The sequence below is a fragment of the Streptomyces rectiviolaceus genome (assembly GCF_039533825.1).
Classification (GTDB): Bacteria; Actinomycetota; Actinomycetes; order Streptomycetales; family Streptomycetaceae; genus Streptomyces; species Streptomyces rectiviolaceus.
This window is the reverse complement of sequence record NZ_BAAAUG010000022.1, coordinates 70623-91659: the sequence shown is the minus strand read 5'-3', so window position 1 is coordinate 91659 and position 21037 is coordinate 70623. Positions and strand designations below refer to the sequence as shown.

The 21037-nt window shown below is 70.4% G+C and carries 15 protein-coding genes and 2 pseudogenes; 9 read left to right on the top strand and 8 right to left on the bottom strand.

Features of this window, described 5'->3' with window-relative positions:
• Window position 1: 1 nt before the first annotated feature.
• Entirely contained in the window at window positions 2-1963 is a 1962-nt protein-coding gene (locus ABD378_RS06155; protein ID WP_344519391.1) for a M13 family metallopeptidase, read from the bottom strand.
• Between the two features lie 60 nt (window positions 1964-2023).
• On the bottom strand, window positions 2024-4258 hold the full coding sequence (locus tag ABD378_RS06150) for an ATP-binding cassette domain-containing protein (protein WP_344519750.1): 2235 nt from the start codon (window positions 4256-4258) through the stop codon (window positions 2024-2026).
• Between the two features lie 267 nt (window positions 4259-4525).
• Between ABD378_RS06150 and ABD378_RS06145 the strand changes: the two genes are divergently transcribed.
• Together ABD378_RS06145 and ABD378_RS06140 are read left to right on the top strand one after the other, a co-directional pair.
• Window positions 4526-5671, top strand: a complete 1146-nt coding sequence (locus ABD378_RS06145; RefSeq protein ID WP_344519390.1) for a S1 family peptidase — start codon at window positions 4526-4528, stop codon at window positions 5669-5671.
• Window positions 5672-5853: 182 nt separating this feature from the next.
• The gene (locus tag ABD378_RS06140) at window positions 5854-6828 is read left to right on the top strand and encodes a DUF3048 domain-containing protein (protein ID WP_344519389.1); all 975 of its coding nucleotides are present in this window, start codon (window positions 5854-5856) and stop codon (window positions 6826-6828) included.
• 88 nt (window positions 6829-6916) lie between these two features.
• Here ABD378_RS06140 and ABD378_RS06135 read toward each other — a convergent pair whose 3' ends face one another.
• Window positions 6917-9151, bottom strand: a complete 2235-nt coding sequence (locus ABD378_RS06135; protein WP_344519388.1) for an MMPL family transporter — start codon at window positions 9149-9151, stop codon at window positions 6917-6919.
• A gap of 367 nt (window positions 9152-9518) precedes the next feature.
• On the opposite strand from ABD378_RS06135, the gene ABD378_RS06130 reads away from it, so the two are divergent.
• On the top strand, window positions 9519-10583 hold the full coding sequence (locus ABD378_RS06130; protein ID WP_344519387.1) for a hypothetical protein: 1065 nt from the start codon (window positions 9519-9521) through the stop codon (window positions 10581-10583).
• A gap of 179 nt (window positions 10584-10762) precedes the next feature.
• Window positions 10763-11791: a tetratricopeptide repeat protein gene (locus ABD378_RS06125; protein ID WP_344519386.1), complete on the top strand. Its 1029-nt coding sequence runs from the start codon at window positions 10763-10765 to the stop codon at window positions 11789-11791.
• A 34-nt stretch (window positions 11792-11825) separates the two neighbouring features.
• Here ABD378_RS06125 and ABD378_RS06120 read toward each other — a convergent pair whose 3' ends face one another.
• The 4 genes from ABD378_RS06120 to ABD378_RS06105 form a co-directional block, all read right to left on the bottom strand.
• Complete coding sequence (locus tag ABD378_RS06120) at window positions 11826-12212, bottom strand: PPOX class F420-dependent oxidoreductase (RefSeq protein ID WP_344519385.1); 387 nt, start codon at window positions 12210-12212, stop codon at window positions 11826-11828.
• A 93-nt stretch (window positions 12213-12305) separates the two neighbouring features.
• Window positions 12306-12671 carry an iron chaperone gene (locus ABD378_RS06115; RefSeq protein ID WP_344519384.1) on the bottom strand — a complete coding sequence of 122 codons (366 nt, stop codon included), beginning with the start codon at window positions 12669-12671 and terminating at the stop codon, window positions 12306-12308.
• 106 nt (window positions 12672-12777) lie between these two features.
• Complete coding sequence (locus tag ABD378_RS06110) at window positions 12778-13278, bottom strand: hypothetical protein (RefSeq protein ID WP_344519383.1); 501 nt, start codon at window positions 13276-13278, stop codon at window positions 12778-12780.
• A 212-nt stretch (window positions 13279-13490) separates the two neighbouring features.
• Window positions 13491-14909 carry a helix-turn-helix domain-containing protein gene (locus ABD378_RS06105; RefSeq protein ID WP_344519381.1) on the bottom strand — a complete coding sequence of 473 codons (1419 nt, stop codon included), beginning with the start codon at window positions 14907-14909 and terminating at the stop codon, window positions 13491-13493.
• Window positions 14910-15132: 223 nt separating this feature from the next.
• Between ABD378_RS06105 and ABD378_RS06100 the strand changes: the two genes are divergently transcribed.
• The 4 genes and pseudogenes from ABD378_RS06100 to ABD378_RS06085 all read left to right on the top strand — a co-directional run.
• A complete protein-coding gene (locus ABD378_RS06100; RefSeq protein WP_344519380.1) occupies window positions 15133-16467 on the top strand; it encodes a M64 family metallopeptidase in 1335 nt (444 codons plus the stop codon).
• Window positions 16468-16526: 59 nt separating this feature from the next.
• Window positions 16527-16967, top strand: a pseudogene (locus ABD378_RS06095) (Fur family transcriptional regulator); the annotation flags it as partial.
• Between the two features lie 90 nt (window positions 16968-17057).
• Complete coding sequence (locus tag ABD378_RS06090) at window positions 17058-17540, top strand: GNAT family N-acetyltransferase (RefSeq protein WP_344519749.1); 483 nt, start codon at window positions 17058-17060, stop codon at window positions 17538-17540.
• A gap of 134 nt (window positions 17541-17674) precedes the next feature.
• Window positions 17675-18688 (top strand): annotated as a pseudogene (locus ABD378_RS06085) (MFS transporter); the annotation flags it as partial.
• Between the two features lie 240 nt (window positions 18689-18928).
• Here ABD378_RS06085 and ABD378_RS06080 read toward each other — a convergent pair.
• The gene (locus tag ABD378_RS06080; protein ID WP_386546554.1) at window positions 18929-20089 is read right to left on the bottom strand and encodes a MalY/PatB family protein; all 1161 of its coding nucleotides are present in this window, start codon (window positions 20087-20089) and stop codon (window positions 18929-18931) included.
• Between the two features lie 181 nt (window positions 20090-20270).
• Between ABD378_RS06080 and ABD378_RS06075 the strand changes: the two genes are divergently transcribed.
• A complete protein-coding gene (locus ABD378_RS06075; RefSeq protein ID WP_344519378.1) occupies window positions 20271-21029 on the top strand; it encodes an AraC family transcriptional regulator in 759 nt (252 codons plus the stop codon).
• Window positions 21030-21037: the final 8 nt, after the last annotated feature.

Genomic DNA, 21037 nt, shown 5'->3' with positions numbered 1-21037 from the left:
GTCACCAGATCCGGACGCGCTCCGCGCGGTCCAGCCAGAGCCCGTCGCCCTCGGTCGTCGCGAACGCCTCGTGGAACTCGTCGAGGTTACGGACGATGTTGGCCCGGAACTCGGGCGGCGAGTGCGGGTCGATGGTGAGGTACTGCTGCTCCTGCTCCTTGCGGCGCTTGGTGCGCCAGCAGTAGGCCCAGTTCATGAAGAGCCGCTGGGAGCCGGTCGCGCCGTCGCCCTCCGGCGTCGGGTCGCCGTCGAGCGCGATCTTGTACGCCGTGTGCCCGATGGTCAGGCCGCCCAGGTCGCCGATGTTCTCGCCGACCGTCAGCGAGCCGTTGACGAACTCGCCCGGCAGGTTGCGCGGCGAGAAGGCGTCGTACTGCTTGACCAGCGCCTTCGACTTCGCCTCGAACGCGGTCTTGTCGGCCGCGGTCCACCAGTCGTTGAGGTTGCCCGCGCCGTCGTACTGCGCGCCCTGGTCGTCGAAGCCGTGGCCGATCTCGTGGCCGATGACCGAGCCGATGCCGCCGTAGTTCTCGGCGGGGTCGGCGTCGGGCGAGAAGAACGGCTTCTGCAGGATGCCCGCGGGGAAGCAGATCTCGTTGGTGCCCGGGTTGTAGTACGCGTTGACCGTCTGCGGCAGCATGAACCACTCGTCGCGGTCGACCGGGGAGCCGATCTTGGCGAGCTGCCGGTCGGACTCGAAGGCGTCCGCCGCGTGCGCGTTACCGAGCAGGTCGTCGGCGGAGACCTCGAGCGCCGAGTAGTCGCGGAAGGTGTCCGGGTAGCCGATCTTGGGACGGAACGTGGCGAGCTTCTCGTACGCGCGCTCCTTCGTCTCGTCCGTCATCCAGTCCAGGCGGGCGATGGACTGGCGGTAGGCCTCAAGGAGGTTGGCGACGAGGTCGTCCATCATCGCCTTGGAGCTCGGCGGGAAGTGCCGCGCCACGTACTCCTTGCCGACGGCCTCACCGATGGAGCCCTCGACGAAGGCGACCGCCCGCTTCCACCGCGCGCGCAGCTCAGGGGTGCCGTTGAGGGTGCGGCCGTAGAACTCGAAGTTGTTCTGGACGAACGCGTCCGTGAGGTAGGGCGCGCACGAGCGAAGGACTCGGACCAGCGCCCAGTCCCGCCACTGCTCGATCGGCACCTCGGCGAGGGCCGTGGACAGGTGCGTGAGGTAGGACGGCTGGCGCACGCACGTCTCGGCGATGGTGGCGGCCGAGCCGCCGAGCCCCTCGGCATAGCCGAGCCAGTCGAACTCCGGGGCCAGGGCGTTCAGTTCGTCAAGGGTGGTGAGGTTGTAGGTCTTCTGCACGTCACGCGTCTCGGCGCGCTCCCAGTGGCCGGCGGCAAGACGGGTCTCGAGGGCGAGGACCGTCCGCGCGGCGTCGGCGGGCGAGGCGTGCTGCCCGAGCGTGAGCAGTTCGGTGAGGTAGCCGACGTACTTCTCGCGGATCTCGGCGAACTTCTCGTCGCGGTAGTACGACTCGTCGGGCAGGCCGAGCCCGCCCTGGAGGATGTTGAAGAGGTAGCGGTCGGAGTTGCGGTCGTCCGAGTCGATATAGGTGCCGAAGAGACCGGAGCCGCCGGTCCGCTCGAAGCGGCCGAGGAACGCCGCGAGCTCCCGGGTGTCCCGCAGCCCCGCGACGGCGTCGATCAAGGGCTGCGCGGGGGCGAGCCCGCGGGCGGCGATCGCCTCCTCGTCCATGAACGAGGCGTAGAGCGTGGCGATCTTGCGTGCGTCATCCGGGACGGCGCCGGCCGACGCGGCCGACGCAAGGTCCTGGATGATCACCTTCACTTGTTCCTCGGCCGTGTCGACCAACTGCACAAAGGGGCCCCAGCTGGAGCGATCCTCGGGGATTCGCTCGGTCTCCAGCCAGTGACCGTTGACGTGGCCGAACAGGTCGTCCTGCGGCCGGATCTCAGGGTTCATGCCCGCGTGGGCGTCATCCAGCATGCTCATTCACGCACCCTACGCGGACACCACGCCCGAGCACGATCGGCTTGTACCGCCGACCTGGCCTCAGCCCGCCACGTACTCCCGCAGATGCTGCGCCGTCACGGTGTCACCCTCGGCCACCAGGGCAGCGGGCGTGCCGGTGAACACCACTTGACCGCCGTCGTGGCCGCCGCCGGGGCCGATGTCGATGATCCAGTCGGCGTGTGCCATCACCGCCTGGTGGTGCTCGATGACGACCACCGAGTTGCCGTCGTCGACGAGCCGGTCGAGGAGCGCGAGCAGCTTGTCCACATCGGCCAGGTGCAGTCCGGTGGTCGGCTCGTCCAGGACGTACGTCGACGACTTCTCGGCCATGTGGATGGCGAGCTTGAGGCGCTGGCGCTCACCGCCGGAGAGGGTGTTGAGCGGCTGGCCGAGCCGCAGATAGCCGAGCCCGACATCGCTGAGGCGGCCGAGGATGGTGTGCGCCTGGCCCGAGGGGAAGAAGTCGTGCGCCTCGGCGATCGACATCCCCAGGACCTCGCTGATGTTCTTGCCGCGCAGCCGGTAGGTGAGGACCTCGGCCGTGAACCGCTTGCCCTCGCACGCCTCGCAGACGGAGGCCACCCCGGCCATCATCGCCAGGTCGGTGTAGATCAGCCCGATGCCGTTGCACTTCGGGCAGGCGCCCTCCGAGTTCGCGCTGAACAGCGCCGCCTTGACGCCGTTGGCCTTGGCGAACGCCGTGCGGATCGGGCCGAGAAGGCCGGTGTAGGTCGCCGGGTTCGAGCGGCGCGAGCCACGGATCGGTGACTGGTCGGCCACCACGACGCCCTCCCGTCCGGAGAGATAGCCGTGGATCAGCGAGCTCTTGCCGGACCCTGCGACACCGGTGACCACGGCGAGCACCCCGAGCGGGACGTCGACCTCGACGTCCTTGAGGTTGTGCAGATCGGCGCCCTTGATGGACAGCTGCCCCTTGGGCACACGCACCTGCTCGCGCAGCTGGGCCCGGTGCCCCAGGTGCCGTCCGGTCAGCGTGCCGGAGGCGCGGAGCCCCGCCACGTCACCGGTGAAGCAGATCTCGCCGCCCGCCGTACCGGCCCCCGGTCCGAGGTCCACCACATGGTCGGCGATGGCGATGACCTCGGGCTTGTGCTCCACCACGAGCACCGTGTTGCCCTTGTCGCGCAGCCGCAGGAGCAGGTCGTTCATGCGCCGGATGTCGTGCGGGTGCAGGCCGATGGTCGGCTCGTCGAAGACGTACGTCACGTCGGTGATGCTGGAGCCGAGATGGCGGACCATCTTCACGCGCTGCGCCTCGCCGCCGGAGAGCGAGCCCGATGTGCGGTCCAGGCTCAGATAGCCGAGCCCGATCTCGACCAGCGATTCGAGCAGCTCACGCAGGCTCGCGATCAGCGGCGCGACAGCGGGGTCGTCGAGTCCGCGTACGAACGCGGCAAGATCGCTGATCTGCATCGACGAGCAGTCGGCGATGTTCAGACCGTCGATCCTCGACGACAGGGCGGCCGCGGTGAGACGCGTGCCGTCGCAGACCGGGCACCGGGCGAACACCACGGCGCGGTCCACGAAGGTCTTGATGTGGGACTGGAGGGAATCGCGGTCCTTGGCCAACCAGGTCCGCTGCATCTTGGCTATCAGGCCTTCGTACGTGAAGCCGCTGGAGCCCGACTTCACCTTGACCGGGGCCTTGTGCAGGAGGTCGGCCCACTCCTGGTCGGTGAAGTCCTTGAGCTTCTTGTCCGGGTCGTGGAAGCCGGAGCCGACCATGATCTGCCAGCTCCAGGAGTCCACCGCGTAGTACGGGGCGGTGATCGCGCCCTCGTTCAGCGAGAGCTCGCGGTCCACGAGCTGGTCCACGTCGATGGTGGAGGCCTCGCCGGTGCCCTCGCACTCGGGGCACATGCCTTCGGGCAGATTGAAGCTGAAGGCGCCCGATGTCCCGATGTTCGGGACACCGAGACGGCTGAAGATGATCCTGAGCATGGTGTACGCGTCGGTGGCTGTGCCCACCGTGGAGCGCGAGTTGGCGCCCATCCGCTCCTGGTCGACGACGATCGCCGCGCTGAGATTGCGCAGGCCGTCCACGTCGGGGCGGCCGAGGCTCGGCATGAACGACTGGATGAACGCGGTGTACGTCTCGTTGATCAGCCGCTGCGACTCGGCGGCGATGGTGCCGAAGACGAGCGAGGACTTCCCGGAGCCCGAGACTCCGGTGAAGACGGTGAGCCGCCGCTTGGGGATGTCGAGCGAGACGTCGCGCAAGTTGTTCTCGCGGGCGCCTCGCACCTGAATCACGTTGTGGCTGTCGGCGGTGGTGACCGTCACTGATGCTGCTCCTTGGCCTGAACCGGTCCTTGGCCCGAACCGGGCGAAGGGAAAAGCGTACACCGTACTCAGTCTTCGCCCCGCATCAATTTTCTGACACCAATTGCCGCCCGATGGCGACCAGTTGGTATGGACATGACGGCCAAGCCGCTCCTATGCTCCGCCTGAACTCATCGTGAGAGCGCTCTCATCCCCTGTTCCTCCCCACCCCGATGGAACGACAGAAAGGGCACTGCCATGAGACGCAGAACCGGAGTGCGCATCGCCTTCTCCTCCTTACTCCTGGTCGGCACCTGGGCGAGCGCCTCGCTCGCACCCACCGCGAGCGCCGCCCCTTCGCCCGCCGCTCCCCCGGCCTCCGCGGGAATGCTCACCGCCCTGCAGGACGACCTCGGCCTGACCGCGAGCCAGGCGCGCGCCCGCCTGGCCTCCGAGAAGGCAGCGACCCGCGTCGACCGCGCGGCGCAGCGGGCGGCCGGATCGACGTACGCCGGATCCTGGTATGACGCGGCCACCGGAAAGCTGACCGTCGCCACCACCAGCGCACGGAAGACCGCCGCCCTGCGCGAGACCGGCGCCGCTGTCCACGTGGTCCACCACAGCGCGAAGCAACTGGACGCCGCCAAGGAGCGCATCGACACCCTCTCCGCGCCCAAGGGCGTCAGCAGTTGGCACGTGGCGCCGCGCAGCAACAACATCGTGGTGAACGTCGTCGCTGATCAGAAGGACGACAACGATGTCCGACGCTTCGTCGACCGCGCCCGGCGCGCGGGCCCCGTCCAGGTCGAGACGGTCGGCAAGGCCCCCAGCACCTTCGCCGCGGGGACCGTGGGCGGCGACCCCTACTACACCGGCAACGTCCGCTGCTCCATCGGCTTCTCGGTGCACGGAGGGTTCGTCACCGCGGGCCACTGCGGGCAGGCGGGAGCCGGGGTGCGCGGCTGGGACGGTTCGAACATCGGCAGCTTCCAGGGCTCTTCGTTCCCCGGTGACGACTACGCGTACGTCAGCGTGGGCAACGGCTGGTGGACCGTCCCGGTGGTGCTCGGCTGGGGCACCGTCCCCGACCAGCTCGTCCGCGGCTCGGCGGAAGCTCCGGTGGGGGCGTCGATCTGCCGCTCCGGCTCCACCACGCACTGGCACTGCGGCACCGTCCTCGCCAAGAACGAGACCGTCAACTACAGCCAGGGCGCCGTCCACCAGATGACCAAGACCAGCGTCTGCGCCGAACCGGGCGACTCCGGCGGTTCGTTCATCAGCGGCGACCAGGCCCAGGGCGTCACATCGGGCGGCTGGGGCAACTGCGGCAGCGGTGGAGAGACCTGGCACCAGCCCATCAACGAGATCCTCGGGCGGTACGGCCTTACCCTGCACACCGCCTGACGGCGGCGGACCGCGCCGGGCCCGCGGGAGGGTCCGGCGCGTACACCGCCGCGGTGAGTCCTGGCGGCTGGATGGCCCTAACCGGGTTCGCGGCGGGCGCCACGGAGGAAGGACTGCGGCTGCCACTGCCAGGAACGAACTGGTCCCGGAACCGCGCGTTCGGGGACGAACGGAGAACCGCGATGACAGCCAGGACCCGGCGCCGCACCCGCATCGGTACCAGACTCCTTGCCACGGTCGCCGTGGGCGCGCTCACCATGGGAGCCGCGCACGAGAGCGCGCCCGCGGACCCCGGCGCCCCGCCGCGCGACCGGTCGCCCTTCACCGGAGTGACGGCCGATCAGGGCCCCGTGCTCGCGGTGAAGTTCGACAACGCGCGCCTGGCACGGCCGCACACCGGCCTCGCGCAGGCGGACATCGTCTACGTGGAGAAGGTCGAGGGCGGCCTGAGCCGGCTGGTGGGGGTGTACTCCAGCCGCCTGCCGAAGTACGTCGGCCCGGTGCGCAGCGCCCGGGAGTCCGACGTCGAGCTCCTGCGGCAGTTCGGCCGCCCGGCCCTGGCCTACTCGGGGGTGCGCAGCTCGCTCAACAGGATGCTCAGGGAGTCACCGCTGTACACCCGCCCGCCCGGCCGGGTCCCGGGTGCCTACTTCCGCGACGACAGCCGCCCCGCCCCGCACAACCTCTTCGTCCGCCCCCAGTCGCTGCTGCGCTCGGCCCCGAAGGCGGACCACCCCACCGACATCGGCTTCCGCTTCGGCCCGGCCCCGACAGGCGGCTCCCCCGCCTCCGCGCGGACCGTCCGCTACTCCGCGGCCAGCCACACCTTCCGCTGGTCGCCCGATGAGCGCCGCTGGCTCGCGTCGTTCGACGGGGCCCCGGCCCGCAGCACGTCGGGGGCGCGCCTCGGCGCGAAGACGATCGTGATCCAGCATGTGGACATGCCCCCGTCGCGCTACAAGGACGTCAACGGCTCGGCGACGCCGTACATCAAGTCGGTCGGCAGCGGCAGGGCGACCGTCCTGCGGGGCGGCAAGGCGTACAAGACCCGCTGGAAGCGGTCGAGCGCCACGGGCGGCACGTCCTTCACGCGCCCCGACGGAGAGCGGATGCCCTTCGCGCCCGGTCAGGTGTGGGTGGTCTTCGCGGACCGCTGAGCCGCGGGCGGGCCAGGACAGGCGTCAGCCCGGTGACCGTGACCGGTCACCGGGCTGACAGGGGTACTCCTCACGGAGCGTCAGGTGCTCAGCCGCGTACGGACTCGAGCTCCCGGTCCTGGTCGTCCTTGTCCTGGCGTGCCGTGGGGAAGTCGCCGAGCTGCTTGTGCAGCTTCTCGCCCTCCACGTCGACATTCGGCAGTGCGCGGTCCAGCCACTTCGGCAGCCACCACGCCTTGTCGCCGAGCAGTGCGAGCACGGCCGGGACGATCGCCATACGGACGACGAAGGCGTCGAAGAGAACGGCGATGGCCAGGCCGAAGCCCATCATCTTGATCATGTCGTCGTTCTCCATGATGAAGCCGGAGAAGACGCTGATCATGATGACCGCCGCCGCGGCGACGACCCGTCCGCCGTGCGTGAAGCCGGTGACGACGGACTCGCCTGCGCGCGCCCCGTGGACGTACGCCTCACGCATCCGCGTCACGAGGAACACCTCGTAGTCCATCGCGAGGCCGAAGACCACGCCGATCATGAAGATCGGCATCATGCTCATGATCGGGCCCGGCTGTTCCACACCGACGATGTCGGCGAGCCAGCCCCACTGGAAGACCGCGACGACGGCGCCGAGCGCGGCTGCCACCGACAGGAGGAAGCCGAGCGCCGCCTTGAGCGGTACGAGGACCGAGCGGAAGACCAGCATCAGGAGCAGGAAGGCCAGGCCGACGACGAGTCCCAGGTAGGGCAGGAGCGCGTCGTCCAGGGTCTGCGAGAAGTCGATGGTCATGGCGGTCGCGCCGGTGACCAGGACCTCGGAGCCCGTCTTGTCCCCCAGACCGTCGACGGTCGAGCGGATCTCCTTGACGACGCCCTCGGTCTTGTGGTCGCTGGGACCGGTCTTCGGTACGACGTTGAAGATCGCGGTGTCGTCGGACTTGTTGCCGTTCGCCGGCGTGACGGCGGCGACGCCGTCGATCTTCGCGATCTCCTTGCCGACGGTGTCGGCCGCCGCGGCCGCGCCCTTGTCCTTGTCGGTGTCGACGGTGACCATCAGCGGGCCGTTGAAGCCTGCGCCGAAGGACTCGGACAGCATGTCGTACGCCTTGCGCTGCGTGGTGTCCGGTGCCGATGTGCCCTCGTCGGGCAGGCCGAGCTCCAGGCTGGTGGCCGGTACGGCGACCACACCGAGGCCCACGACGGCGAGCAGAAGGACCGGGATCGGGCGGCGCAGGACGAATCGCGCCCAGCGCGTGCCGAGCTTCGGCTTGGCGTTCGGGTCGTGCAGTGTGCCCGCGGGCTTCTTGCGGTCCTTGCGGCGCAGCACCTTCTTGCCCGCGAAGCCGAGCAGCGCGGGGATCATGGTGAGCGCGATGAGGACGGCTATCGCGACGGTGCCGGCAGCGGCCAGGCCCATCTTGGTGAGGATCGGGATGTTGACGATCGCGAGGCCGGAGAGCGCGACGATGACGGTGAGCCCGGCGAACACCACGGCGGAACCCGCGGTGCCGGTTGCGCGGCCCGCTGCCTCCTCCGGCTCCCGGCCGTCGGTGATCTCCGCTCGGTAGCGGGAGACGATGAAGAGGGCGTAGTCGATGCCGACGGCGAGGCCGATCATCATCGCGAGCGTCGACGTCGTGCCGGAGAGGTCGAGGAGGCTGCCGAGGGCCGCGATGCCGGAGACACCGATGCCCACGCCGATGATGGCGGTCAGGAGCGGCATGCCCGCGGCGACCATCGAGCCGAAGGTGATGATCAGGACGACCGCGGAGACCCCGATGCCGATGAGTTCGGCCGTGCCGCCCATCTCCTGCTCGGCCATGACGGCGTCGCCGCCGGTCTCGACGGTGAAGCCCGTCTTGCGGGTGTCGTCGGTGGCCTTGGTCAGCGCGTCACGCGCCTTGTCGGTCAGCTCGGGTGCGGCCACCTTGTACGTGACGGACGCGTACGCGGTGGTGCCGTCCTTGCTCACGGCGTCGGCCTTGAAGGGGTCGGCGACCTCGGAGACCTGAGGTCCCGCACCCAGGGTCTTGACCAGCTTCTCGACGTCGGCCTTGGGGCCGGACTCGGTCAGCTTCTCGCCCTCGGGGGCGCGGATCACGACGCGGGCGGTGGCGCCCTCGGCGCTGGCCGCGGGGAACTTCTCGTCGAGGAGGTCGAAGGCCTTCTGGGACTCCGTCCCCGGCATGGAGAAGGAGTCTTCGGGCGGTGCGGGTGCGGCGGACGAGGCGAAGCCGACGCCGGCGAGCAGCACCACCCACATCAGTGCTACATAGCGGCGCCGCCGGAAGGCGAGGCGGCCCAATTTGTAGAGGAACGTAGCCACGGAGTAGGGGCTCCCGTCGGTGTCGGCAGGCGGAGTGACACCCCCGCGGCACGATCAGCGCACGTCAGGGCGGTCAGCAGGTTTCCTCTCAATAGTCCAGGCCCTGACAGGCCCGGAAGTCAGACTCAGAGCCGGACTATCGGCCCACGGGCGCTGTAGTGCCGTGCAGGCTGGGTCATCCTCGGGGAGGAGAAGTGGTCAAGATGTGTAGGACCCACACCGGACGCCCCGATCACCGGAGGATTCACCTCCGCGCCTCGGGCACCTGTTCGCTCCGCAGCAACTCGCCCTCATAACACCCCAATAGGAGAGATAAGGTGTCGAGTCAGCTCTCAGATACTTGTCATCACCATCCAGGAGAACCTTCGTGACTCTTGCCATCGCGCCGTCTGAAGCCGCCCCGTCGTCGGAAGTGCCCGAGCCGGTGGCCCGGGACGCCCGCGAGTTCGGTGCCTACGCACGGACCGGCGGCTGGGCCTTCGCCCTGAAGGTGGCGCGCAGTGTGCGCCCCGGCGGCCAGGGCGCCGACGAGACGCCGAAGGTCTCGGCGAAGGAGTTCAGCGATCTTGCCGGCTGCTCGGCCGAGCGCGTCATGCGCTACTACAAAGCCTGGGACAAGGCCGCCGACGATGGCCTCGTACCCCACTTCGAGGCGCTCACGCCCGGCGAGGACATCGAACTCCCCGACTCCGACGTCTGGTTGACGTACTACGCCGCGCGCTCCAGCGCCCTCTCCCCGCGTGGCACCGCGATCACGGAGGCCGCCGAGGCCGAGGGCATCCGCCCCACCAAGGCCCTGGAGGTCGCCGAGAACCCCACCGCGCTGCGGGCCGCGATCCTCGCCGACCCCGGGACCGCCGAGGCGGCGCGACGCGCCCTGATGGACCGGCTCGATGAGGACCCGGCGCTGCGCACCGAGCTCGTCCGCGACATCGTGCGGGCCGACGACCTCAAGAAGGCGGTCGCGGCCGAGGCCAAGGCGGGCGACCGCGTCGACTACGTACGCCAGATCGTCGACAAGGGTCAGGTCAAGACGCCGGCGGGCCAGCTGATCGACGCGCCCGCCGAGCTGAAGGAAGAGGCCGAGCGGCACCTGTCCCTCATCGACGAGCTGGACGAGGGCGAGGACTCCGGAGAGTGGGCCCGCGAGGCGTACGACACCGTGAAGGACCTGGTCGCCCAGACCGTCCAGAGCGACCCGCAGTTGCGGGTGCAGGAGCGCCGCGCGAAGTTCTACAGCAGCCTGCAGAAGGCGACGAAGGTCTTCGAGGAGCTGACCTTCGACGACGCCGCCGAGGTCGACGACATCTACGAGGACGACATGCTGCTGCGCCTTGAGGAGCTGCAGCGGTCGATCGCCGCGTGCATCACGGCGCTGCAGACCGCGACCGCGGGCGCCGTCGCTGCCACTGAGGCACCGGAGGGCAGCTGACAGCTGCCGGCCCCCACCCTCCCCGTACATCCCGATGATGACCATGGCCACGCCCGTAGCCCTGGAGTCGTACGGAATGACCCATACGCGGAGGGATTCGCCGCACCCCGCCCCGCTCGCAGCTTCTTGATCAACGTACGGAGACCGACGTACGGAGTTGATCGAGAGGTCATGGATCTATGCACGGCAAGGCATTCGCGCCCGAATATCAGGGCGAGTTGGGCTCGGCACTCGGGGTGAACTCCTCCTACGAGGAGGTGCTGACGGCGGCGGGCCGCGCCCTCTCCCAGGCGGACACCGCACTGGAGAGGGCGCGCGCCGCACTCGCCCTGGCCGAGGCCAACCGGCGGCTCGGCCAGGTGGACGACGCGGGCTCCGCCTGGCGGCAGAGCTACCGCAGCGCGCGCGTCGCGGGGGACGCGGGCGCCATGGCCTGGGCTCTGTGGAGCGGCGGCACGCTCGCCCGCCAGTGCGGACAACTGCGGCTCGCCCGGCGGCTTCTGACCTGGGGAGTCGCGCTGGCCGCCGACAGCGGGGAGCGGCTCGCGCACGGCTACGCGCTCGCCGGGCTCGCCGAGACCGGACGCATCCAGGGGGACTACGCGGCGGTGGCCGCACTCCACGAGCAGCTGCTCGAACAGGGCCGGGCGCACGGCGAGGCGCGGCACATGGTCTGGGCGATGTCCGGCATCGCCCAGATGCGGCGGAACACCGGCGACTACACCGAGGCCCTCGAGCTGTTCGAGGAGTGCGTCCGGATCGCGGCCGACGCGCAGGACGCGCGGGGGCGCGCCTGGTCGCTGCGCGGGGTCGCCGACGTCCTCTCGCTGCGGGGCGAGGCGGAGCGGGCGCTCGCGCTGCTCTCGGAGGCGGAGGTCATCTGCCGCGCCATGGATCTGGCGAGCGCGCTCGCCTACAACCACAAGATGCGCGGCAATGTCCTGTACCGGGACGGGAGTTACGACGCGGCACGCGAGATGTACGCCATCGCCCTGGAGGAGTTCGACGCCATGCGGGAGCCGCGGGGCGTGGCCCTTTCCCGGCTCGGCCTGGTCAAGTCGCGGGCCCGTCTTGGCCGCGACCGGGGCGAGACGCTGGCCGAACTCACCGAGCTCGAAGGGGACTTCGCGCGCATCGGGCTGCGGCACGCGCGGGAGACGGCCGTCGCCTTCCGGAATGAGATGGCCGCGGAGCTGAGCATGACGTGACGCGGGGACGCGGGGGCGCGGGGGCGCGGGGGCGTCACTCGGTCGGCGTGATGCGGATGCCCACCGTCCCGCTCGTGCCGCGCCGCAGCTTGCTGCCCAGCAGTGTGAGGCGGCCGACCAGGCCGTACTTGCGGGCGACGAGAGTGCGGTAGCGCGCCGTCGTCTGCGGGTCGCAGATCTCGGCGGTGGCGGGGATCTGCTCACCGGTCGGGTTGCCCCGCAGGTCACAGGGGCCGATCAGGACGTCGGCGCGGTTGCGGATCCGCTTGACCTTCCAGGAGTCCGCGGCCGTCCAGACGCCCAGCGCGGCGCCGTCCTCGACGACCCAGACAGGGCTCGGCACCGGGGTGCCGTTTTTGCGGTAGCTCGTGACCAGCAGGTACTTCCCGGCACCGAGCCCCGCCTGCGCTACGTCGTCCACTTGACCGCTCCAGACCTCTTGTTGCCCCACATGCACACCTCCGACGGAGCGGATGCTACTCGCGGCGCCGGGGCTTCTTCTCGCTGCGTGGCATCAGCAGACGGTGCCGGGCCGGGCCGCGGTGGCCCTGAGCAGGTCGCGCACCAGGTCGAAGTCGATGTTCTCCGGCTTGCGGAAGCGCAGGCAGCCCTTGCCCATGTCCTGTCCGGCCAGGCGGTCCTCGAAGGCCTCACGGACGTCGCCGCGCATGAGGTAGAAGGAGATGTACTGCTTCTGGCCGGCGAAGGCGATCTCGGCGGTGCCGTCCCGTTCGTAGGCGGGCATCCCGTACGCCATGACCTCGTCGAAGCCCTTCAGCTCCGAGCGGCACAGGTCGCGCAACCGGGCCAGGGCATCCCTGCGCCCCTCGGGCGCCTCGGCCAGATACCCGGCCACGTCTTTCGCTTCGCTCCGCACCATTCCCCGAGATTACCGAAGATCGATGATTCCCCGCGAGATCAGGCGTGCCTCCGGGGCCCGGACGGATCCGGACCCCGGAGGCATGGGCCGTGCGATGCTCAGGTGCTCAGGCGCCCCATGTGCCCTGATTGACGGCGCAGTTCCAGCCGTTGCCGTGGACCTTGAACTTCACCTTGTAGGACCTGGTGTTCAGCAGGCGCGTCTTGACCCTGACCCCGAGGCTGGCCTTCCCCTTCAGGCTCTTGTCGTAGACGGAGACAGTCTTCGAGGTCTTGTGCGTGATCTTGCCGCCCTTCGCCTTCGCCGAGCCGAAGCGGACATTCTTGACGTTGCTGACCGTGAAGGTGACCTTCTTGAAGCTCTTGGTGCTCTTGTTCTTGAGGCCGAAGTACAGGCCGTCACCCTTCACCCACCCGCCCGGGCCGATGTAGAACCGGGACGTGTAGACGATGTCGATCGGGCATCCGGCGCTCTGCGCCGAGGCAGCCGACGCCTTCGGCGCCTTCGGTGCGTCCGCCGCGGACGCGGATCCGGCGAGGCCGAGCTGAGCGGCTGTGAGCGCCCCTGCCGTGGCCAGGACTGCGGCGGTCGTGCGTGCGTGGTTCATCAGGCTGATGCCTTTCCCCCTGCGGCCCTCTCGGGCCCAACTGTCAGATTGATGCGAAGCGTTCGCACGGGGCGGTCTGCGTCCCCGTGCCGTCCGTATTTTTAGCAGGCGGACGGACATGAGAGGACATCAGGTTGTCTGAGCGCACAGCACCGTGACAAAAGCCGGACACTGAGGTCACCGGAGACTGCGGCCGTCACCCCGCCGCCGGCTCACATCGGCGGGGGCGCGGGCGCGGGGCCCAGCGTCGTCGTGCCCGGCGTGGCCCGGTGGGCGAGGCCTGTGCGGTAGGCGTCCATGGCGGCCTCCGTCCGTCCCGTGCGCCGGAGCAGATCGCCGAGGAGGCAGCACAGGCCGGCCACGTCCCCGGCCGCGCCCGCGCCGGCGAGCAGCGGCAGGGCGGCGCGGTAGTGCTCCTCGGCGGCCTGCGTGTCGCCGCACTCCTCCGCGATGAGGCCGAGCAGCCGGTGCGCGGCGCCCACATGCACCGCGCCGCGTCCGGCCCGCAGGGCCGGGATCTCCGTGGCCTCAGCGGTCTCCGCGGTCCCCGCCGTCTCTTTGCCGGTGGCCAGCAGCGGCCTCAGCAGCGCCGCCGCCTCTCGGACCTTGCCTCGCCGGCGCAGCACGTCCGCGAGTTCCACCTCGACCTGTTCGGCGAAGAGCGCGGCCCGCTTGGCGGTGAGCATGTCGTGCGCGGTGCGCAGTTCGTTCTCGGCGCGTTCGAGGTCGCCGTCCTGGGCGTGCACGTAGCCGCGCATCCAGTGGCAGTGGGCGAGTTCGGTGCGAATGTGCAGCTGCCGATAGAGCTCCTGGGCCTTGGCCAGCGACGCGTCGGCCTCGGCGATACGGCCCTGGGCGATGAGCGTACGGGCCACCCCGCGGTGCATCCCGGCGAGCAGCGCCGGATCGTCCACGCGCGGCGCGAGCGCGAGGGCCAGTTCGGCGGCGTGCGCGGCGCGCTCATGAGCCCCCATGTCCATGTACGGGGCGATGGACGCCGAATAGAGGAGGAGCAGCGCGTCGGGGTCGTGCAGGCCCGAGGCGTTGAGCTGGTCGAGGGCGGTCTCCAACAGATGGCAGGCGTAGCGGAGTTCACCCGTGAGGCGGTGGGCGTTGGCGCGGCCGCGGATCGCGGGGACGCGGCGGGGCAGCGGCTCGTCGGCGAGCAGCCGTTCCACCGAGGTGAAGCACTCGTGCGCGTCGTCGAGGTCGCCGGACTCGAGAAGGCACTCGCCGAGGCCGAGGAGCGCGGTGGCCTGTTCCCCCGGCAGCGCGTGCTCGACTGCTTCGGCGCACAGCTCCCGGAAGAGGGTGGCAGCGTCCTCGGGCGCTCCGGTGGCCAGGGCGCGCCGCGCGTCGGTCAGGCGCAGGCGCAGCTCGGCGGCGAGGCGGGCGGGACGTCCCGTCGCGAGCTCCTCGGCAGTGACACCGAGGCGCTCGGCCAAGTGACGAAGGGCGGCCTCGGAGGGTCTCACCTTGCCCGACTCCAGCGTGGAGACGTAGGCAGGCGTGTACGCCGGTTCAGCCAACTGCCGTTGGGTGAGGCCGAGTTCCGTTCGAAGTCGCAGAACGCGACGCCCGATCACGGCGGGCTCGTCGAGCCGTACGCCCCCAGTTCCGCTGTCCGTCATCTCTCCCTCTCCAGGTCAGAGTCAATTCCATCCAGGCCTGGAGCGAGGTGATTTGGGATCGCGTGGCGCGAACTTGCCACTCCCACAGTCACCTTGCGTCTCGGGCATTGCCTGGATTCCCCGCAGCCTCTACATTGAACCCCGCCTTAAGCTCCCTTAACCCCCCACTTATACCGCGGACTTGCCGACCGCTAGTCCGCGCGGACCCCCCGGGAGATCCTCCATGCGTAGACACGCATCCCGCATATCCCGCATATCCCGCAAGCGTCTCGCCGTGGCCACCGGCGTCGCCATGGCCGCCGCGCTCGCCGCCACCGCACCGGTCGCCGCGGACCCGAGCCCGGACACCGGCGCCCCCGCAGCCCGCGCCACCGGCCACGTCGAGGTCGAGTACTTCTCCGGCCCCGACGCCCACCCCCGCCACACCAAGGTCCCCGCCGCCGCCCCGCTCACCGGGAAGGAGCGGTCCACGATCCAGGACGACGGCGACGTCCTGCCGATCGTGGAGGCCGGACCGACCGACGCCAAGGTCGACGTCGTCTTCATCGGCGACGGCTACACCGCCGCCCAGCAGGAGGACTTCCACGCCGACGTGCGGAGCAAGTGGAAGCAGATGGCCGCCGTCGAGCCGTACGCCGAGTACGAGGACCTCTTCAACGTCTGGGCCGTCGACGCACACTCGCAGCAGTCCGGCGTCTCGGGCGACCCGACGAGCGACGTCCGCAAGAACACCGCCCTGAACTCGGCGTTCTTCTGCGACGGCATCGAGCGGCTGCTGTGCGTCGACACCAACAAGGTCGAGGCCTATGCGAGCAAGGCGGCCGACCCCGATCTCGTCATCGTGCTCAGCAACTCCACGAAGTACGGCGGCGCGGGCTACAACGCCATCACCGCGCCGTCCGGTTACGACGGCATCGGCACCGCCTCGTCCGACCACCCCGACTCCGACCAGGTCGCCGTCCACGAGACCGGCCACTCGTTCGGCAAGCTCGCCGACGAGTACTGGTACGACGACAGCACCTACACCGGCCCCGAGCCGGGCGAGTCCAACCTCACCAAGCTCAGCGCCGACGAGATGGCCGCGCAGAAGGCGAAGTGGCACCGCTGGCTCGGCCAGGAGTCACCCGACGGCGGCACCGTCGGCGCGTACGAGGGCGGCGGCTACCACGGGCACGGCCTCAACCGCCCCACCGAGGACTCGATCATGCGCACGCTGGGCCGCGAGTTCAATCTGCCCGGGCGTGAGGCGATGATCGCGGGCTTCCATCAGCACGCACCTGTCCTCACCTCTGCCACCCCCACCGACCGGCAGGTGCGCGGCACCGAGCGGATACGCGTCGAGGCGTCTTCCCATGCGCGGCTGCGCTGGTACGTCGACGGCCGCGAGGCACGGCAGTCCAGGGGCGCGAACAGTGTGAGCCCCCGCGCGCTCAGGGTGCCCGCCGACGGCCGCGCGCACACCGTCACGGCACGCGCCACCGACTCGAACAAGGCGGTCCGCGACCCGGAACTGCGCAAGCTCCTGACCGGATCGCTCAGCTGGCAGGTCACCCGCTGACGTTCCCTCGGACGGCGCGAACCCTGCCATCGTCGACTTGAAAATCGTGTTCATTTACCATGGGGACCCCTACGTCACCGGTCGACCAAGGAGTCCCCATGGGCAACCCGCGGACGGCGGCCCCTCCGGTCACACCGGAGAGCCGTGCCGCCGAGCGAGGGCTGCGCAGGACGCGGCAGCGCACCGCCGTGCTCGACATGCTCGGCCGCTGCCCGGACTTCGTCTCCGCACAGGAGCTGCACGCGCTGATGGCAGGATCCGGCAGCACGGTCGGGCTGACCACCGTCTATCGCACTCTGCGCGAACTGGGGCGCGCCGGACTCGTCGATGTCGTACGCGACGAAGCGGGCGAGCGGCTCTACTTGCAGCGGCCCACCGACGAGCACAGCCACTACCTCATCTGCCGTTGCTGCGGCCGCAGCCAGGCGGTCGACGCCGACGTCGTCGAACGCTGGGCCGAGCGCCTCGGCAGGACCACCGGTTTCGCCGGGCTCGAGCACACCCTCGAACTGAGCGGCGTCTGCGGCCGCTGTCAGGCCGCCGAGGACACCACTCCGTGCCGCCAGGCGCCGACCAGGGACACTTCGGCCATGACGGCACACACGAAGCGGCCGCGGGATGCGGTGGCGCCCGCCCCGGGATGGACGCTGCGGGCCGCGGAGCCCACCGACGTCGAGACCATCGCCGAGCTGCGCGCGACGGTGATGCGCCCGGACCTGGAGCGGCTCGGGCGGTTCGACGAGCATCGGGTGCGCCAGAGGCTGCGGGACGCCTTCTCGCCCCGGCACACCTCGGTCATCGTCGCCGACGGCGCCTTCGCGGGCTGCGTCACCCTGCGACCGGCCGATGACGGGCAGCGGCTCGAGCACTTCTACCTCGACCCGGCGCTCCAGGGCCGCGGCCTTGGCTCGGCCGTGCTGCGTACGCTGCTCGACCGCACCGACGCCGACGGCGCCCCCGTCCGCCTGAACGTCCTGCAGGGCAGCGCGGCCCGGCGGCTCTACGAGCGCCACGGCTTCAGCGTCGAGGACGAGGACCCGATCGACGTCTACATGGTGCGCCGACCGGGCTGACCCTACGGCGCGTCGGGCGCGCGAATTGGCCCACGCTCAGGAACAGGAAATGGTCCACAGGCCGGACCATTCGGCTGACTAGCCTCCTCTCATCAGCGAGAAACGGCCCAACGGCCGCCTACTGAGGGAGCCTTGTGCCGAGTCACATCCTGCCGCCGGCCGGAGCGCCACGCGTGCTCGCCGCCGCCCAGCTGACCAACTCGCTCGGCGACGGCGCGTACTACGTGACTTCGGCCCTGTACTTCACCCGCGTCGTCGGCCTCTCCCCCACCCAGATCGGGCTCGCGCTCACGGTCGCCTGGGCCATCGGATCCGTCGCGGGTGTGCCGCTCGGTGCGCTCGCCGACCGGAAGGGGCCGCGCGGCACCGCGGTTCTGCTCGGCCTGGCCACCAGCGCGTCGGTCGCCTCCTTCCTCTTCATCCGCTCCTTCGTTCCGTTCCTCCTCGCGGCCTGTCTGTACGCCGTCGCCCAGTGCGGGCTCGCCGCGGCACGGCAGGCGCTGCTCGCAGGCCTGGTGACACCCGCGGCGCGTACGGGGGTCCTGGCCCACCTCCAGTCGACACTCAACGCCGGTCTCGCCGTCGGCGCCGCGCTCGGCGGCCTCGCCCTGCACTACGACACGCGCGGGGCCTACCTGGCCGTCTTCGCGCTGGACGCGGTCGGCTTCCTGCTCTGCGCGCTGGTGCTGCTCAGGCTGCCCTCGGTACCGCGATCCGTGGCGCGCGGGAAGGAGGAGCCCCGCCTTGCCGTGCTGCGCGACCGGCCGTACGCCGTCATCACCGCGCTCAACGCGGTCCTGCTGCTGCGGATGCCGCTGCTGAGCCTCGCGATTCCGCTCTGGGTGGTGGACCGGACGAACGCGCCGAGCTGGCTGGTGTCCGCGCTTTTCGTCCTCAACACCCTTGCGGTGATGGCCTTCCAGGTCCGCATGGCCCGTGCCGTCAGCGGACCGCGCACGGCCACGCGTGCGGTGCGGCACTCCGGTCTCGTCATGCTCGCTTCGTGCGCGGTCTTCGCCGTCTCGGCCGCGGGGCTTCCGGTGTGGGCGACGGTGGCGGTCCTGGTGGCGGGGGCGGTGCTCCAGGTCGTCGCGGAGATGCAGCAGTCCGCAGGCTCCTGGCAGATCAGCTTCGACCTGGCGCCCGCGCATCAAGTGGGCCAGTACCAGGGCTTCTTCGGCACCGGCGTTCCCGTCGCCCGTACGCTCGGGCCGCTCATGCTCACCTCGCTCCTCGTGGTGTGGGGCGTACCGGGCTGGCTGCTCCTCGGCGGGATCTTCCTCCTGGCGGGCCTTGCGATGGGCCCCGCCGTGCGGTGGGCGGAGGGTCCACGCGACGTTCACCGGCCGGGACAATCAACCAGGACCGCCGGTCGGCTGACGTCTCGGTCACGAGGCCGCGGCGATACGGGTGAGGGCCTCGGTGAGCGTCTGCGGGGAGCATCCGAAGTTGAGCCTGGCCCATCCGATGCCCGAAGTGCCGTAGCGGTGGCCTGCGTTGAGGGCGACCCGTGCGGTGTCGAGGATGTGGGCGCTCGGGTCGTCGCCCCAGCCCAGGGCACGGAAGTCGAGCCAGGCCAGGAAGCCCGCATCGGGGTGCCGGTAGCGGACCGCCGGGAGTAGCTCCGTCAGCAAGGCGTCCAAGTGCCTTCGGTTGTGGTCGAGGGTGTCCACGACATCGGCCAGCCACGGGTCGCCGTCGTTGAAAGCGGCGACCGTGGCAAGGACGCCCAAGTGACCTGTGCGGTAGAGGGAGTGGGGCGAGAGCCGGTCGACGTAGCGCTTCGGCGCCGGGTCGGCGGTGATGACGGTGGCCGCCTTGAGCCCGGCCAGGTTCCAGCCCTTGCTGGCCGACAGGAAGGAGAACCCCCAGCGCCTCGCCTCCTGTGACACCGAGAGGAAGGGCACGAACTCGGCGCCCGGCAGCACGAGCGGGGCATGGATCTCGTCGGCGAGGACGTGGACGCCGTACCGGTCGGCCAGTTCGGCCAGCGCCGTCAGTTCCTCGCGCCGGTGGACGAGGCCCATGGGATTGTGCGGGTTGCACAGGAGGTACGCCGCGGCCCCCTCGGAGAACTCGCTCTCCAGGGCGTCCAGGTCAAGCCGCCATCCCTCGGACGCATCGCTCGACGGAGCGTCGGCCAGCGGAGCCTCCACGACGTGAGCGCCGACCTCACGTATCCACCAGGAGAACGGTTCATAGACCGGCGGGCTGATGACCACGCGGTCTCCCGCGGCGACGACGCGGCGCAGGACTTCCACCATGCCGATCCCGACGTCGGCCACCGTACGGATGCCGTCGGTGTCGATGCTCCAATCCCAGGCGCGCCGTGCGTAGTTGGCGACCGCGTCCGCGAGGTCGCGGGTCGGCGCCGCGTACCCGGTGTCCGAGCGGTCGATCGCCTCGCGAAGGACCTTGGCGACCGGCTCGGCCAGCGGGAAGTCCATCTCCGCGACGGGCAGGGGCAGGACGTCGTCCGGGAACGTCCGCCATTTCGCGCTCCGGCGTTTCCTCAGCCGCGCGAGGGGGTCGATCGAGAGGCTGTCCATGCCCATGGCGGCGAACTCCTGACCTTCTGAACTCGTGAGCTCGTGAACTCGTCAGCTCGTGAACTGCTGAATCGTGGGATCCCTTATGGGGCCGGGATGGCTCCGAGATGGGGCCGAGATGGCTCCGAGCTCGATGATCGGCCCGGCCCGCCCCTTCCCGCTTCCGATAAAGTGCCTGCTTGTGCCGAAAATCCGCCACGCTCCCCGCGCGACCACCGGCCTCCTCCCCCTCCGCGCGGGCGCGGAGGTCGACGCGCACCGGCACGACGAGCACCAGATCGTGTACGCCGGCCGCGGCGTCCTGTCGGTCACCACCGACGCGGGCAGCTGGGTCGCCCCCGCGACGCGGGCCATCTGGGTCCCCGCGGGTACCGTCCACGAACATCGCGCGTACGGCGACACCGATCTCCACCTGGTGGGCTTGCCGGTGACGGACAACCCGCTGCGTCTCGACCGGCCCGCGGTCCTCGAAGTCGCGCCGCTGCTGCGCGAGTTGATCCTGGCGTACACCCGGCAGCCCGAGCCGCCCGTCGGCGGCGGCGCGGCCGAGCGCCGCCGTCTGCGCGCCGTCCTGCTCGACCAGCTCCGTCACTCGGCCCAGCAGCCTGTCCACGTGCCCGCTGCCCGCGACCCGCGTCTGGTCGCGGTGTGCGCCATTCTGCGCGCCGACCCGGCCGACCGGCGGACCCTGGCGCGGCTCGGCGCCGCGACCGGCGTCAGCGACCGCACCCTGACCAGGCTCTGCCGAGCCGAACTCGGCATGAGCTTCCCGCAGTGGCGCACCCAGCTGCGCCTGCACCACGCCTTGTGCCTGCTGGCCGACGGCACTCCGGTCACCGTGGTCGCGCACCGCTGCGGCTGGGCGTCAAGCAGCGCCTTCATCGATGTCTTCCGCCGCGCCTTCGGTCACACGCCCGGCGCCCGGCGGGCACGCGGCTGACCACGGCG